At 63.0% G+C, this 15,281-nt stretch carries 12 protein-coding genes and 2 tRNA genes; 1 reads left to right on the top strand and 13 read right to left on the bottom strand.

Annotated elements, in window-relative coordinates; all coding sequences use genetic code 11:
* Positions 1–208: 208 nt before the first annotated feature.
* Positions 209–751, bottom strand: coding sequence for a peptidylprolyl isomerase (locus MUG94_RS00070; protein ID WP_104053485.1), 543 nt, complete (start codon positions 749–751; stop codon positions 209–211).
* A gap of 154 nt (positions 752–905) precedes the next feature.
* On the opposite strand from MUG94_RS00070, the gene MUG94_RS00065 reads away from it, so the two are divergent.
* Entirely contained in the window at positions 906–1,886 is a 981-nt protein-coding gene (locus MUG94_RS00065; protein WP_227907355.1) for a hypothetical protein, read from the top strand.
* Positions 1,887–1,951: 65 nt separating this feature from the next.
* Here MUG94_RS00065 and MUG94_RS00060 read toward each other — a convergent pair whose 3' ends face one another.
* From MUG94_RS00060 to dnaA, 12 genes are all read right to left on the bottom strand, one after another.
* Positions 1,952–2,869: a DMT family transporter gene (locus MUG94_RS00060; RefSeq protein WP_227907353.1), complete on the bottom strand. Its 918-nt coding sequence runs from the start codon at positions 2,867–2,869 to the stop codon at positions 1,952–1,954.
* A 130-nt stretch (positions 2,870–2,999) separates the two neighbouring features.
* A tRNA-Ala gene (locus MUG94_RS00055) sits at positions 3,000–3,072 on the bottom strand.
* A gap of 70 nt (positions 3,073–3,142) precedes the next feature.
* On the bottom strand, positions 3,143–3,262 hold the full coding sequence (locus MUG94_RS00050) for a DLW-39 family protein (protein WP_227890949.1): 120 nt from the start codon (positions 3,260–3,262) through the stop codon (positions 3,143–3,145).
* 44 nt (positions 3,263–3,306) lie between these two features.
* Positions 3,307–3,380 (bottom strand) — tRNA-Ile (locus MUG94_RS00045).
* Between the two features lie 132 nt (positions 3,381–3,512).
* Positions 3,513–4,022 carry a DUF3566 domain-containing protein gene (locus tag MUG94_RS00040; protein WP_227890948.1) on the bottom strand — a complete coding sequence of 170 codons (510 nt, stop codon included), beginning with the start codon at positions 4,020–4,022 and terminating at the stop codon, positions 3,513–3,515.
* A complete protein-coding gene (gene gyrA / locus MUG94_RS00035; protein ID WP_227907351.1) occupies positions 4,019–6,655 on the bottom strand; it encodes a DNA gyrase subunit A in 2,637 nt (878 codons plus the stop codon). Before gyrA ends, MUG94_RS00040 begins: the two co-directional genes overlap by 4 nt.
* 57 nt (positions 6,656–6,712) lie before the next feature.
* Complete coding sequence (gene gyrB, locus MUG94_RS00030; protein ID WP_227907561.1) at positions 6,713–8,761, bottom strand: DNA topoisomerase (ATP-hydrolyzing) subunit B; 2,049 nt, start codon at positions 8,759–8,761, stop codon at positions 6,713–6,715.
* 272 nt (positions 8,762–9,033) lie between these two features.
* Positions 9,034–9,582, bottom strand: a complete 549-nt coding sequence (locus MUG94_RS00025) for a DciA family protein (RefSeq protein WP_227907349.1) — start codon at positions 9,580–9,582, stop codon at positions 9,034–9,036.
* On the bottom strand, positions 9,566–10,750 hold the full coding sequence (recF, locus tag MUG94_RS00020; protein WP_227907345.1) for a DNA replication/repair protein RecF: 1,185 nt from the start codon (positions 10,748–10,750) through the stop codon (positions 9,566–9,568). The genes MUG94_RS00025 and recF overlap by 17 nt, the downstream gene beginning before the upstream one ends.
* Before the next feature lie 66 nt (positions 10,751–10,816).
* Positions 10,817–11,785 (bottom strand): phosphogluconate dehydrogenase (NAD(+)-dependent, decarboxylating), encoded by a 969-nt coding sequence (gnd, locus tag MUG94_RS00015; RefSeq protein ID WP_227907344.1) that lies wholly within the window; start codon positions 11,783–11,785, stop codon positions 10,817–10,819.
* 48 nt (positions 11,786–11,833) lie between these two features.
* The gene (gene dnaN / locus MUG94_RS00010) at positions 11,834–12,958 is read right to left on the bottom strand and encodes a DNA polymerase III subunit beta (RefSeq protein ID WP_227890943.1); all 1,125 of its coding nucleotides are present in this window, start codon (positions 12,956–12,958) and stop codon (positions 11,834–11,836) included.
* A gap of 564 nt (positions 12,959–13,522) precedes the next feature.
* Positions 13,523–14,941, bottom strand: a complete 1,419-nt coding sequence (dnaA, locus tag MUG94_RS00005) for a chromosomal replication initiator protein DnaA (RefSeq protein ID WP_227890942.1) — start codon at positions 14,939–14,941, stop codon at positions 13,523–13,525.
* Between the last annotated feature and the right edge of the window lie 340 nt (positions 14,942–15,281).

The following is a 15,281-nucleotide window of genomic DNA, read 5'->3' as shown; positions in this document are numbered from 1 at the left end:
ATGCTGGCACTCAGGACAGGCCGGACGGCCGCAGCGCTGGCAGCGGATGTAGCTGACCCGATCCGGATGACGCGGACAGACCGGCACCTGTGAGGCAGGTGTTTCAGCGGGCACTCCATACGACATTTGCGTTACTCCCAGAGAGAAATGAGGCCAGATGGACGAAAGGCCCCGGCCGAAGGGTTCGGCCGGGGCATCCGTGAACTGGTTAGAGCTGTTCGACAGTGATGCTGTTGATGACAACGTCTTCGGCCGGCTTGTCGCGCATATCGGTGGCGACGGCGTTGAGCTGGTCAACGAGGGCGCGTGATTCGTCGTCGGCTACCTCGCCGAAGATCGTGTGCTTGCCCTGCAGCCAGGTGGTCGGAACCGAGGTGATGAAGAACTGCGAACCGTTGGTTCCGCGGCCCATCTGGATACCGGCGTTTGCCATGGCCAGCTTGTACGGGGTGGAGAAGTCCAGGTCCGGGTTGATTTCGTCGTCAAACTGGTAGCCCGGCCCGCCGGTGCCGCGGCCCAGGGGATCGCCGCCCTGGATCATAAAGTCCTTGATGATGCGGTGGAAGATGGTGCCGTCGTACAGCGGGCGGCTGGTCTTCTCTCCCGTTGCCGGGTCGGTCCACTCGATTTCGCCGGTGGCCAGGCCAACAAAGTTCTTGACCGTCTTGGGCGCGTGGTTGCCGAAGAGGTTCACCTTGATGTCGCCCATGGACGTGTGGATGGTCGCAATTGCGGTAGGAATAGCAGTCATATGCAACATTCTTCCACGGCCGGGGATCAGACGGGCGGAATTCCGCAGGTTCAGCGCACAGTGAAAAGTCCGCCCCGCCCAGCCGGTCAATAGCACGCAGTTGCCAAGTCAACGTAGTGTAAGGAATGAACCGTCACTATCCCGGGAGGTAGTTTTGAAGAAGAAGGACCGTATTGCCCGTGACTTTGAATCCAATGTCACTGCAGGCGTAGAAACAGCACGTGACTGGGCAACGCCCAAGGTTGAGGCCGCTCGTGACTGGGCGATGCCCCGCATCGAAAAGGGTATCGAGACCGCTTCACCCAAAATCCAGGAAGGCATCAAGCGCGCCGGTGACGGCGTTGCTGCCGGGGTAGCCACGGTCACGCCGCGCATCCAGGATGGTCTGCAGAAGGTGGGTCCGAGGATCAGCCACGCAGTGGATGAGGCAACGCCCCGTATCCAGCACACCCTGGACCGTGCAACTCCGGTCATCACCGGTGCCCGTGACAAGGTGGTGGATGACTACATCCCCACCCTCTCCACCCGCATCGGCGATGCTTCGGCAACAGTAACGCGTTCCCTTGGTGCCGCTTCCGTACCGGTGCAGACGGCCGTTGCGAAGGTTACCGGCAACAAGAAGGCCTTGAAGCAGACCCAGAAGGCTGCCGCCAAGGCTGCCAAGGAAGCCCGCAAGAGCCAGAAGAGCGGCGGCAAGGGCTGGCTGATCTTCGGCATCCTTGCTGCAGCTGTTACTGCCGGCGTTGCAGCCTGGCGCGTGTCCCGCCCGGTGGAGGATCCCTGGAAGACGCCTGCCCCGGCCAAGCCCGAGACCATCAAGGTTCCCGAGCCCAAGCCGGCTTCAACCGAATCCGCAGCCCCCAAGCCTGCTGCAGCTGCCACGGCACCTGCCCCGGTTGCTGCCAAGCCGGAGGACTCCGTGTCCAAGGCTGCTGCGAACGGCAAGGAATCCGCGCATGAAACCAAGGAAACGGTAGCCAGCATCAAGGAAGCAGCCGAACGCGCTGCTGCCCGCAGCGGCGAGAAGGCCGCCGAGGCCGGCAAGCACAGCAAGGAAGCAGCCGGCAAGGTATCTGACGCCCTAAAGACATCGGGCGCACATGCTGACAAGTCCGCCGAAAAGTCCGCCGAGTAAGCAGGCCTTTCACCGCAGTACTTTCAGAGGGTTCCCGCTTAGCGGGAACCCTCTTTTTTTGTGTCTTAGTCCTTGTCCATGTCGCCGCCCAGTGCGGGCGGCGCCGGCGGCAGGATCTCGGTGCGGGCGGCTCGGCGTCCCTGTCCGGTGACCACCACGGCGAGTCCGCACAGAATCAGGACCAGGCCCCCGTAGGTTCCGGCCGGCAGCTGCTCGCCGAGGAACACTGCCGCGAGGATGGCTGCTCCGGGGATTTCCAGCAGGATGATCATGGACACGACCAGCGGTGAGATCACTGCGAGCAGGTGGTTGAACACGCTGTGCCCCAGGATCTGCGCCACCACGGTCACCGCCAAAATCCCAATCCATGCCTCCGGTGAAAAAGACACCAGGGGTTGCCTGAAAATGGCGCACAGGAGCAGCAGGAGCAGCGAGCACAGGCCGTAGCAGAGCGAAGTGTAGGTTCCGGTGCTCATGGTGGCCCGGGCCTTGCTGCCGGCAATGGTGTACAGACCGGCCAAAGCTCCGCCGGCAACGGCCAGCAGATCTCCCAGCGCTGCCTCCCGGGACAGCGTCAGGTCAAAGCCGGTAATAACGACGACGCCGATCAACGCTGCGGCAAGCCCGGCCAGCACGCGGGGCGCCACAGGAATGCCGCGCAGCAGGTTGAACAGGGCAATCCAACCCGCCTGCAGGCAGACCAGGGCGGTGGCGGCAGCAACCGAGGTGAGTTTCAGGGACGTGATGAAGCAGGCGAAATGCAGGGCGAGGGCCACGGACGCGATGAGAATCCACTTGGCCTCGGTCCGGGTTAGCCGCGTGAATCCGCGGGGATTGCGCAGGGCTGCGGGAACCCCCATAACCACCGCGCCAAGGGCATTGCGCCAGAAGGCTATGGCCAACGCCGGGGCAGCCGTAGCTGCCATGATGGGGCCGGAAGCCGATACCCCGAGGACGCCGATCACGGCGAGGAAAACGATCACCAGAGCAACAATAGAGGACTGCAGACCTTCCGCTGTCTGCGCTGGCGGACCGGCAGCGACGGAGCACCTGGTACGGACCTGACCGTTAACGCAGAAAGTCCCGGCCAGCCGGCCGGGACTTTCTTTTCGGTGGAGGCACGGGGACTCGAACCCCGAACCCCCTGCTTGCAAAGCAGGTGCGCTACCAATTGCGCCATGCCCCCGAATATGAACTCATCCAGTATATCCCACCCTGACCTGCGGTGGAACCGGAATTATTCGTTTTGCGGAAAATCATTCAACCTTGTCGGTTGAAGCCTTCCACACGGATTTCTCCTCAGCAGATTCCTGCCATTTCTTTACGGCAAAGATTCCCGCGACCGCCGCTGCAGCTAGTGCCAGCAACTTCTTCACAGTGCCTCCTTGCCTTGTGGTCCACCACCAGAGGTGATGTTCCGTGGGCGCACCAGGACTTGAACCTGGGACCTCTTCGTTATCAGCGAAGCGCTCTAACCGCCTGAGCTATGCGCCCCGATACCTTCTCGGGCCGAGATAAAACTTTACCCCACCTCTGCCCGGAACCCAAATCAAGATCCATTTTCCTGCCCGGCCGGGGAATTTTCACTCCCCGGCCGGGCCAAAAACGGAAATTTAGAACGGGTTTTTAGTCGTCGGTCAGGGTGACGCCGATGCCGCCCACCAGGGTGGAGGCAATGTTGTACAGAACCGAAGCGAGCATGGACAGCGCGGTCAGCAGAAGGACGTTGACGACGGCGATGATGGTGGCGAAGGAGACCACCTGTCCCAGGGAGGCAAACTCGCGCAGGTCGAATCCGCCGGATTCCGTTCCGGCGATCTCACCGAGCAGCGAGTTGACCCGGTCAAAAATGCCGGTCAAGTCCAGCACGGTCCAGATGACGATCGCGGCCACTACGGTCACGACGCCAAGGGCCACTGAGAGCAGGAAGGCCATTTTCAGGACCGACCACGGGTCGATCTTACTGACGAGCAGGCGGGCCTTGCGGGCCTTGGCCTTGGGAGCCGGCTTGACCAGCGGCTGCCGGTTCGCCGGAGCGCTCTGACCACCTCCGGGACGCTGGGCGGGACGCGCGGGTGTCTTTACCCGAGGTCCTGTGCCCGAAGCCGACCTGGGATTTGAGTTGGTCGAGCTCACTCGTTACCTCCATCTTCTGCTGACTGTGCATCCTGCTCAGCCGTTTTGTCTCTAGCCAACGGTACTTCATCCGCACCGGTGCCTACAGACTGTGTCTCCGTCTCCGGCACGCTGTCAGCAGCATCCGAAGCAGTGTCGACAGCCTCGGTGGCGTCATCGTCGTCGGCCTCTTCAATGCCCAGATCACGCTCGGAGTTGCGGGCAACGGCGATGATGCGGTCGTTCTTGTCCGGCTTGGCGAAAATGACGCCCATGGTGTCACGGCCCTTTGCCGGAACCCCGGTAACGGAGGAGCGGACAACCTTGCCGCCCTGCATTACCACCAGGACTTCGTCTTCCTCCTGCACGATCATCCCGCCGACCAAATGGCCGCGGTCCTCGGCCAGCTTGGCGACCTTGATGCCCAGGCCGCCGCGGCCCTGGACGCGGTATTCGTCCACCGCGGTGCGCTTGGCGTAGCCGCCCTCGGTCACGATGAACACATAGGAATCCTCGGTGACGACGTCGGCTGCCAGCAGTTCGTCATCCTCGCGGAACTTCATGCCGGTGACACCGGAGGTGGCCCGGCCCATCGGGCGCAGCGCATCGTCGCTAGCGGTGAAGCGCAGCGACTGCCCCTGGCGGGAGACCAGCATCAGATCGTCGGTTTCGGAGACCAGCTGGGCGGAGACCAGTTCGTCTCCGTCACGCAGGTTGATGGCGATGACGCCGGCAGAGCGGTTGGTGTCGTAGTCCTCCAGCCGGGTCTTCTTCACCAGTCCGCGCTTGGTGGCGAGGACCAGGTAGGGGGCGGCGTCGTAGCCCGGCAGATCCAGCACCTGGGCAATGTGTTCATCCGGCTGGAAGGCCAGCAGGTTTGCCACATGCTGTCCCTTGGCGTCACGGCCGGCCTCGACCAGCTCGTAGGCCTTGGCGCGGTAGACCCGGCCCAGATTGGTGAAGAACAACAGCCAGTGGTGGGTGGTGGTGACGAAGAAGTGCTCGACGACGTCGTCGCCGCGCAGCTGCGCCCCCTTGATGCCCTTGCCGCCGCGGGCCTGCTGGCGGTAGTTGTCGCTGCGGGTGCGCTTGACGTACCCGCCGCGGGTGATGGTGACGACCATTTCCTCTTCGGGAATCAGGTCTTCCATGCTCATGTCGCCGTCGTAACCCATCACGATGTGGGTGCGGCGGTCATCGCCGTACTTCTCCGCAATTTCGTGCAGCTCTTCGCTGACGATCTGCCGCTGGCGCGCTTCTGACGCCAGGATGGAGTTGTACTCGGCAATCTCGAGCTGCAGCTTGGCGTGCTGGTCCTGGATTTTCTGGCGTTCCAGGGCGGCCAGGCGGCGCAGCTGCATATCCAGGATGGCCTGTGCCTGCAGTTCGTCGATATCCAGCAGTCCCATGAGGCCGTTGCGCGCCTCTTCGACGGTGGTCGAGCGGCGGATCAGGGCAATGACATCATCCAGGGCATCCAGGGCCTTGAGCAGGCCAATCAGGATGTGCGCCACTTCTTCGGCCTTGCGCAGCCGGTAGCGGGTGCGGCGGACGATGACTTCCAACTGGTGAGTGACCCAGTGGCGGATGAAGGCGTCCAGGCTCAGGGTGCGGGGCACGCCGTCCACGATGGCCAGCATGTTGGCACCGAAGTTTTCCTGCAGCTGGGTGTGCTTGTAGAGGTTGTTCAGCACCACCTTGGCCACGGCGTCGCGCTTGAGCACAATTACCAGCCGCTGGCCGGTGCGGCCTGAAGTCTCATCACGCATGTCGGCAATGCCGGAAACCTTGCCGTCCTTGACCAACTCGGCGATCTTGATTGCGAGGTTGTCCGGGTTGGCTTGGTAGGGGAGTTCCGTGACCACCAGGCAGGTGCGGCCCTGGAGTTCCTCAACGTTGACGACGGCACGCATGGTGATGGAGCCGCGGCCGGTCCGATAGGCATCTTCGATCCCCTTGTGGCCCAGGATCTGGGCGCCGGTGGGGAAATCGGGACCCTTGATGCGGCGGATCAGTTCTTCGAGCAGGACGTCATTGGGGGCGTCCGGGTTTTCCAGGTACCACTGGACGCCGTCGGCCACTTCGCGCAGGTTGTGCGGCGGAATGTTGGTGGCCATGCCCACGGCGATCCCGGAGGACCCGTTGACCAGGAGGTTTGGGAACCGCGCCGGGAGAATGGTCGGCTCCTGGTTGCGGCCGTCATAGTTGTCCATGAAATCGACGGTTTCCTCGTCGATGTCGCGGACCATTTCCATGGCGAGGGGCGCCATCTTGGTTTCGGTGTAACGCGGTGCGGCAGCGCCGTCGTTGCCGGGGGAACCGAAGTTGCCCTGGCCCAGGGCCAGCGGGTAGCGCATGGTCCAGTCCTGAATCAGGCGGACGAGGGCGTCATAGATGGCCGAGTCACCGTGCGGGTGGTACTGGCCCATGACCTCGCCAACCACGCGGGCGCACTTGTTGAACGAGCGCTCCGGACGGTAACCGCCGTCGAACATTGCATACAGCACGCGGCGGTGCACGGGCTTCAAGCCGTCGCGCACATCCGGCAGGGCACGCCCGACGATGACCGCCATGGCGTAATCCAGGTAGGACCGCTGCATTTCCGTCTGCAGATCGATCTGTTCAACCCGGTCTGAGAGGGTCTCTTCACTCATTGGTTGTTCCGTTCTTCAAAAACTCTGTAAATCCGCGGGCGCAGGGGAATCTCTTTCCTAGATGTCCAGGAAGCGCACATCCTTGGCGTTCTGCTGGATGAAGTTGCGGCGGGATTCAACGTCCTCGCCCATCAGGACGGAAAAGATCTGGTCCACGGCAGCGGCATCGTCCATGGTGACCTGCAGCAGCGTGCGGTGGTCGGGATCCATGGTGGTGTCCCAGAGCTCGGTGTAGTCCATCTCACCCAGGCCCTTGTAGCGCTGGATGCCGTTGTCCTTGGGCAGGCGCTGGTTGTTGGCCAGGCCGCGGGCCACCACTTCGTCGCGTTCCCGGTCGCTGTAAACGTAGTCGTGGGCATGGTTGGACCACTTGATGCGGTACAGCGGCGGCTGCGCCAGGTACACGAAGCCGCTCTCGATCAGCGGGCGCATGTAGCGGAAGAGCAGCGTCAGCAGCAGCGTGGTGATGTGCTGACCGTCAACGTCGGCATCGGCCATCAGCACGATCTTGTGGTAGCGGGCCTTCTCGACGTCGAAATCCTCGCCGATGCCGGCGCCGAAGGCCGTGATCATGGACTGGACTTCGGCGTTGCCCAGGGCACGGTCCAGACGGGCACGCTCCACGTTCAGGATCTTGCCGCGCAGCGGCAGGATGGCCTGGGTTTCGGGGTTGCGGCCGCGGACCGCGGAGCCGCCTGCGGAGTCACCCTCCACAATGTAGATTTCCGACTTGGACGGGTCCTTGGAGGAGCAGTCCTTGAGCTTGCCGGGCATTCCGCCTGACTCCAGCAGGCCCTTGCGGCGGGTGGACTCGCGGGCCTTGCGGGCTGCGAGGCGCGCCTGGGAGGCCTGGATGGACTTGCGAATCACGTCGCGGGCCGGGCCGGGGTTGCGTTCCAGCCAGTCACCAAGCTGGTCGGTGACCACACGCTGCACAAAACCCTTGACCTCGGAGTTGCCCAGCTTGGTCTTGGTCTGGCCTTCGAACTGCGGCTCGGCCAGCTTCACGGAAATGACAGCGGTGAGGCCTTCGCGGATGTCATCACCGGTAAGGTTGTCATCCTTTTCCTTGATGATGTTCTTCTCGCGGGCGTACCGGTTGATCAGGGACGTCATGGCAGCACGGAAGCCCTCTTCGTGGGTTCCGCCCTCATGCGTGTTGATCGTATTGGCGTAGGTGTGAACGCTCTCGGAGTACGCGGTGGTCCACTGCAGGGCCATTTCCACGGCCATCTTCTTGTCATTGTCTTCGGTTTCGAAGGCGATAACGTCGTCGTGGATGGCTTCGTACTTCTTGGACGAGTTCAGGTACTTGACGTAGTCCAGCAGACCGTCCTTGTACATGTAATCGACCACGCGGTGCTTGGGGCCGGTTTCGGTTCCTTCTTCGGACGGGACCCCGGCGATTTCCTCGGCATCTTCCTCGACGGTGCGCTCGTCGGTGAGGACAATCCGCAGTCCCTTGTTCAGGAACGCCATCTGCTGGAACCGTGCCCGCAGGGTCTCGAAATCGAATTCCGTGGTTTCGAAGATGGAGGGGTCGGGATAGAACGTCTGGGTGGTGCCGGTTTCGTCGGTTGCCTCGCCCTGGCGCAGACCGCCCACCGGATGTCCGCCGTCGGCGAAGCTCTGGTTCCAGACAAATCCCTGACGCCGGATCTCTGTTTCCACCCGGGCGGAGAGGGCGTTGACCACTGAGATGCCGACACCGTGAAGACCGCCGGAGACCGCGTATCCGCCGCCGCCGAACTTTCCGCCGGCATGCAGGATGGTCATGACCACCTGGACGGTGGGCATGTTTTCCGTGGGATGCATATCCACCGGAATGCCGCGGCCGTTGTCGCTGACCCGGACTCCGCCGTCGGCCTGCAGTGTGACGTCAATGCGGTCGCAGTAGCCGGCCAGCGCCTCGTCAACCGAGTTGTCCACCACTTCATAGACCAGGTGGTGCAGGCCTCGGGGCCCGGTGGACCCGATGTACATGCCCGGACGCTTCCGGACAGCTTCCAGGCCTTCCAGCACGGTGATTTCATTGGCGCCATACTCGTGCGGAGCCGGTTTTTCAGCCTCGCTGTGGTGCTCTGGCGTTACGTCAGCGTTGTCCATCTCATTGTCGTTAGCCACAGGTGCTGTCGACTCCTCAGTGTGTTGGTCAAATTAGAACGCCTCCCCCAGGCAGGCGTCTCAACTACCAATTCTACCGTGTCGCAGGGGTCAATACCGGCCAAAACACCCCCTACGCGGCCACCAAAGCATGTTTTGAGCCCATTCCAGCCCCATCTCCTAGTCCGGATATGGCGGGAGGGGTTCCCGAGCCGCTGAACGGCATCTGGCAACTGCGCCGGATCCGGTTGCCCACCGGCCGAAAGTGCCGCAGGCTATCCGTAGGTATCGCGCGGACCCCGGCCCTTGACGCTGCGCAGGCCTTTGCGCCAGTTCGGTGCAGCCGGACCGATCACTTCAATTTTCGTGACGACGCCGGCACCCAGTTCCGCGTCGAACCGGCTGATCAGTGAGCTGCGCAGCAGCCGCAGCTGGGTGGCCCAGGCGGTGGAGTCGCAGCGGACTTGCACCGTGGTGTCCGAGAAGGATTCCGGAGTGCAGTGGGCGCTGACGTCAGGGCCCACGAGTTCCTCCCAGCGGGAAATCACCGAGCCCACCGCCACGGGGGAGTTCCAGCCGCGTTCACTGACAAAGCGGTTGAAGACCTTCCCCACGCCCTGCGGATCCCGGCCGCTGTATTCACCCGGCACAAACGGCAGGGCCGACCGCCGCTGCCCGGCCTTGCGGCGGCTCGGGGAAATGCGCTGGTTGCCCCGGGACTGGGCGGCTTGGCGCATCCGGTTCAGCTGGGCCTGCGCGGCGTCCTGGCGGACTTCCGGCTCCCCGGTTTCCGGGTTTCCGTCGGCATCAGAGGGCGGGAGCACTGATGCCTCCGGGAACCACGGTGACCAGTTCCCCGGCCAGGGCTTCGGGAATGTCCCCCGCAACTGCAGCGGTGACAAGCACCTGCTCGGCTCCGGAGACAATTCCGGCGAGGCGGCTGCGGCGCTGGACATCGAGTTCGGCAAACACGTCGTCGAGGATCAGGATAGGCCCGGCACCCGGAGTCTCATCATCACTGAGCAGGAGGTAATACGTTCCCAGGCGCAGGGCCAGGGCAAACGACCAGGTCTCGCCGTGGGAGGCATAGCCCTTGGCGGGAGCCTGGCCCAGGATCAGCTCCAGATCGTCCCGGTGGGGTCCCACCAGGGAGGTTCCGCGTTCAATTTCGCGGCGGCGGTTGGCGGCAAACGCCGCCAGGAACCGCTCGGCCAGCTCCGGTTCGCTGAGTCCGTACAATTCCTCGGGATTCGCATCGCTGACGACGGCGCCGTCGTCGTTCACCGTTCCCTGCAGCGTGGAGCGGTACACGGCCCGGGCCGCCTTGCTGCCGTCCGTCAGGTCCCGGTAGGCGCTCTGCAGGTGCGGCTGGAGCCGGTGCAGGGCTTCGAGACGCGCGGCGAGGAGGCTGGCGCCGGCCACCGCCATGTGTTGGTCCCAGACTTCCAGGGTCGCCTCATGGGACGAGGTGAACCGACCGGCCGCGCGTGCGGATTTCAGCAGGGCGTTGCGCTGCTTCAGCACGCGCTCGTAATCGCTGCGGGTGGCTGCATGCCGGGGAACCAGGGACACAATAAGTTCGTCAATGAACCGGCGCCGGCTGGCCGGATCCCCCTTGACCAGGGCCAGGTCCTCCGGAGCGAACAGCACCGTGCGGCACATGCCCAGGATCTCGCGGGCACGCACCGGGTTGGCGCGGTTGATCCGGGCCCGGTTGGAACGTCCCGGGTTCAGTTCCAGTTCCACGCTGGTGCGCTGGCTTCCCCGCACCAGGCGGGCGCGGACCAGGGCTTGGCCGGCGTCAAAGGAGACCAGCGGAGCGTCGCTGCTGACGCGGTGCGAGGACAGCGATGCCAGGTAGCCGATGGCTTCAACAATGTTGGTTTTGCCGGTTCCGTTGGGGCCGACAAACACGGTGACTCCGGGTTTCAATTCGAGGTCAAGCTGCGCGTAGCTGCGGAAACCGGTCAGGGAGAGGTAATCAATGTACAAACCCGTCCACCTTTGCCCTGCCTTCCGCGTGCTTGTTGTCCTGTACTTCCACCCTACTGCCGCAGACTACTCAGGGCTGCCGGTCTCATCGACCGCCGGCGGCACCGCCGTTTCCTGCGCCGCTGCCGGCGTAGTCCCGGGAGGCAGACCTTCATCCGCGGCCCTGACGCTGTGGCCGCCAAACTGGTTCCGCAGCGCCGCCACCATCTTCATCGCCGGCGAGTCCTCCTGCCGCGACATGAATCTGGCATACAGGGCGGCGGTGATGACCGGCGCCGGAATACCGTTGGCAACGGCCTCTTCCACGGTCCACCTGCCTTCGCCGGAGTCCTCCACGTAACCGGCCACCCGGCTCAGCTCCGGATCCTGATCCAATGCCTTGACCATGAGGTCCAACAGCCAGGACCGGATGACTGTGCCGTCCTGCCAGGCCCGCATCACGCCGGGGACATCGGTGATGATGTCCTTGCCGCTGAGCAGCTCATAGCCTTCTGCGTAGGCCTGCATGAGGCCGTACTCGATGCCGTTGTGGATCATCTTGGCGTAATGGCCCGCACCCACCGCCCCGGCATGGACAAAGCTGCGTGCCCGCTCGCCCGCAGGACGCAGGGCATCCAGGACTGGCATGGCCAGGGCAATATCCTCGCTTGCGCCGCCGGCCATCAACCCGTAGCCGTTCTCCCTGCCCCAGACTCCTCCGGAGACACCGCAGTCCATGAAACGGACCCCCGTCAAGGCAAGCTTTTCCGCGTTGCGGATATCGGCGTCATACCGGGAGTTGCCGCCGTCGATCACCAGGTCGCCGGGCGAAAGCACTTCGCTCAGTTCATGAACGACGGCGTCGGTGACCTCGCCGGCCGGAACCATAAGCCACAGGATCCGCGGAGACGGCAGCTCCGCCACGAGTTCGGTCAGCGACATCACGTCGCTGACCACCGGATTCCGGTCGAATCCCGTGACATCGATGCCGTTGCGGCGCAGCCGTTCACGCATGTTGAAACCCATTTTGCCGAGTCCGATGAGGCCTATGTGCATGACAGGTTCCTCTTCCTTGCGGTCGCGGACGGCTTCCGCGGCCCTGGCTTATTGGTTGGGCAGCCGGACCGGCATCAGCAGGTACCGGTAGTCCTCCCGGTCATCGCCGGTGAGCTCTTCCTGGGCGGAAATAACCGCGGGTTTCGGCGGTGTCGTGAAGGAGAAACGCACGTACTTGCTCGGGAAGGCGCCCAGGCCCTCGCTGAGGTAGTGCGGATTGAAAGCCACCGTGATGTCGTCGCCGATCAACGAGGCTTCCAGTGCTTCGGAGGCCTGCGCATCTTCACCGGTGCCGGCGTCCAAGGTGACCTGGCCGTCGGTGAAGGCGAGCCTGACCGGAGTGTTCCGCTCAGCCACGAGGGAGACGCGGCGGACGGCTTCCACCAGGGCGCTGGTTTCCACCGTGGCATGAATGGGGGTGTTATCCGGGAACAGCGACCGGATCTTGGGGTAGTCCCCGTCCACCAGCAGCGAGGTGGTGCGGCGTCCGCCGCTTTCGAAGCCGATCAGTTCGCTGTCATCCGAGAAAGCAATGTTCAGGTCCCCGGCGCCGCCGAGGGTTTTGGCTACTTCGTTCAGCGTCTTGGCCTTGACCAGCGCGCTGGTGGAGATCCCCGGCGTGGAAGGCTTCCAGGACAGTTCACGCAGGGCCAGCCGGTAACGGTCCGTTGCGAGGAAGGTAATGAGATCGTCTTCGATCTCCATCCGCACACCGGTGAGGATGGGAAGGGTGTCGTCACGGCTGGCAGCGATGATCACCTGGGAAACGGCCTGCGCGAAAGCCTCACCGTCAACGACGCCGCTGACCTCGGGAAGGGCAGGAAGTTCGGGGTATTCAGCCACGGGCATGGTGGCGAGGTTGAACCGGCTGTTGCGGCAGGTCAGCGTCACCTTGGAACCGTCGGTTTCGACCTCTACCGGTGCTGAGGGCAGACTGCGGCAAATTTCGGCGAGCAGCCGGCCGGAGACCAGAATGGTTCCTTCTTCGGCAATATCGGCCGCGATCTGGAGCCGTGCCGAAATCTCGTAGTCGAAGCTCGCGATGCTCAGTGATCCGCTCTCCGCCTTGATCAGCAGGCCCGACAGAACCGGAACCGGGGGACGCGGCGAGAGGGAACGCGCTGTCCATGTAACCGCTTCGGCCAGGACATCCCGCTCAACTCTGAACTTCACTGCAGGGTGCCGCCTTTCACAACGTACTTCTCAGTACAACTGAATCTTCATGACAAGTGAGGGAGCATCGCCGCGCGCTGCGGCGCCGCAGCTGCACCGCGTTCGAGACACCATCTCAGGATGGGCTGCGAATGACAACAATACTCTGTGCCAGCTTAGCGCCCGACCGGCTGTGGATGCACGGCATCGAAGGCATCTTCGGCTGGAGCGCGAAGGGTTCAGGGAAGACATCCGATGTTCGTTCAGGCAAGGAGGCAGGCTTGGTCCGGAAAGGTCAGATGTTATTTGGTGGAACCGAATTTCTTAAGGTTCGTAGTGTTAATAACTCCTGTGGATACTGTGGATAACCCAGCGGATCGGGGCGTCAAGGCTTTTATTGCCTGTGGATAACCTGTGGGCTCCCGCTGCCGCGTCTGCAGCGGGCTGTGGGGAACTTTTTTGTAATTCCGCGTATCCACAGGGAACATCAGGTAGCCGGGAGTTATCCACCGGGTTATCCACACCCTTGTCCACAAATGTTAATTTCGAGCCCCTGCGGGCTCTGCATCCCCGCGGTTCCGGGGATTATGCTTCCCGCTGCTGCTGCTTGATCCGGTTCGTCAGTTCCGTGACCTGGTTATAGATGGCGCGGCGCTCGGCCATGAGTTCCCGGATTTTCCGGTCGGCGTGGATCACGGTGGTGTGGTCCCTGCCGCCGAGCTCCTGTCCGATCTTGGGCAGCGACATGTCCGTCAGCTCACGGCACAGGTACATGGCAATCTGCCGGGCTGTCACCAGCGTCCTCGTCCGGGATTTGGAGCACAGCTCTTCCAGCGAGATCTGGAAGTATGCAGCCGTCTGACCCAGGATCGATGCGGCAGTGATTTCCTGGGCGCCGTCGTCGGTAATCAGGTCCTTCAGCACAATCTCGGCCAGCCCCACATCCACCTGCTGCCGATTCAGGCTGGCGAACGCCGTAACCCGGATGAGGGCACCTTCCAGCTCACGGATGTTGGTGGAGATTTTCGAGGCGATGTATTCCAGGACATCGTCCGGGGCGCTCAGGCTGTCGCCGATGGCTTTCTTGCGCAGGATCGCTATGCGGGTTTCCAGCTCCGGCGGCTGCACATCGGTGAGCAGGCCCCACTCGAAGCGGGACCGCATCCGTTCCTCGAAGCCCGAGAGCTGCTTGGGCGGCAGATCGGAGGTGATGACCACCTGTTTGTTGTGGTTGTGCAGCGCGTTGAAGGTGTGGAAGAACTCTTCCTGCGTTGCATCCTTGTTGGCCAGGAACTGGATGTCATCAATGAGCAGGATGTCCACGTTGCGGTACAGCTGCTTGAAGCTGGCGCCTTCGTCATACCGGATGGAGTTGATGAAGTCGTTGGTGAACTCCTCGGAATTCACGTACCGCACCCGGATCCCCGTGTAGAGGTGGCGGGCATAGTGTCCGATGGCGTGCAGCAGGTGGGTTTTGCCCAGTCCGGAGTCGCCGTAGATGAACAGGGGGTTGTAAGCCTTGGCGGGTGCCTCGGCGACAGCCACCGCTGCTGCGTGGGCAAACCGGTTGGAGGAACCGATCACGAACGTCTCGAAGACGTATTTGGGGTTCAGTCGGCCGAATTCCTGGGAGGTGCTCGGCGGTGTGGGAGAGGGAGCACTTTCGCCGCTGGGAACCGGATTGGGGGCGGGCTGCTCGGGTTCCGGCTCGGGATCCGCCTTCACCGCCGGCAGCATGTCCGAGTCGATGACGAAGGCACACTGGATGTCGGCTTGGAAGACTCCCCGGAGGACTTCATCCAGGATGTGCTTGAGCTGGGTCTGCAGGACTTCGCGGGTGAGCTCGTTGGGCACCGCCACCAGCAGAGTGGTGCCGATCAGGCCCTGTGCCTGGGCCAGAACCACGAATCCCCGCTGCCGGGGGGAGACCCGGTCATCGGTTTCCAGCGTCCTTATGACCTTGCGCCAGGAACTGCCGACGTCGTTGATTTCGTCCGTGCCCACAAAAACCTCTCGTGATCGCCCTCAGCGGTCTCAGAAAACATGGAAGCCCGAGCGGGATTCCGGCAGTTCATCCACAGACTTATACACAGTTGGTGGATAAATGGCCCGAGGCCTAGCCTAAGGGATGATTTACCGCCTGTGGTAGCTGGATTCCGGCTGTGGACAGGGTCTGGGACAGGGCTCACACCACCCTGTGGGCGGGTAAGCTTGAAGGAGTTGTCCACAGGTGTGGACGAAACTGTATGAACAGGCCTCTGCCCTCGGCAGGCCGTTCCCGGTTTGACTGGCGGCGGTCCTGCCCCTAACGTGGAGTAGTCCTTTGTGTCTGCTATCTGCACTC

The organism is Arthrobacter gengyunqii, assembly GCF_023022985.1.
In the GTDB taxonomy this organism is placed as follows: domain Bacteria; phylum Actinomycetota; class Actinomycetes; order Actinomycetales; family Micrococcaceae; genus Arthrobacter_B; species Arthrobacter_B gengyunqii.
The sequence above is the reverse complement of the archived record's forward strand: the minus strand, read 5'-3'. Positions and strand labels throughout refer to the sequence as shown.

Coding starts and splice junctions, on each gene's coding strand:
- gyrA (WP_227907351.1), bottom strand. CDS start 6,655: ATGAGTGAAGAGACCCTCTCAGACCGGGTTGAACAGATCGATCTGCAG.
- gyrB (WP_227907561.1), bottom strand. CDS start 8,761: ATGGACAACGCTGACGTAACGCCAGAGCACCACAGCGAGGCTGAAAAA.
- MUG94_RS00070 (WP_104053485.1), bottom strand. CDS start 751: ATGACTGCTATTCCTACCGCAATTGCGACCATCCACACGTCCATGGGC.
- gnd (WP_227907344.1), bottom strand. CDS start 11,785: ATGCACATAGGCCTCATCGGACTCGGCAAAATGGGTTTCAACATGCGT.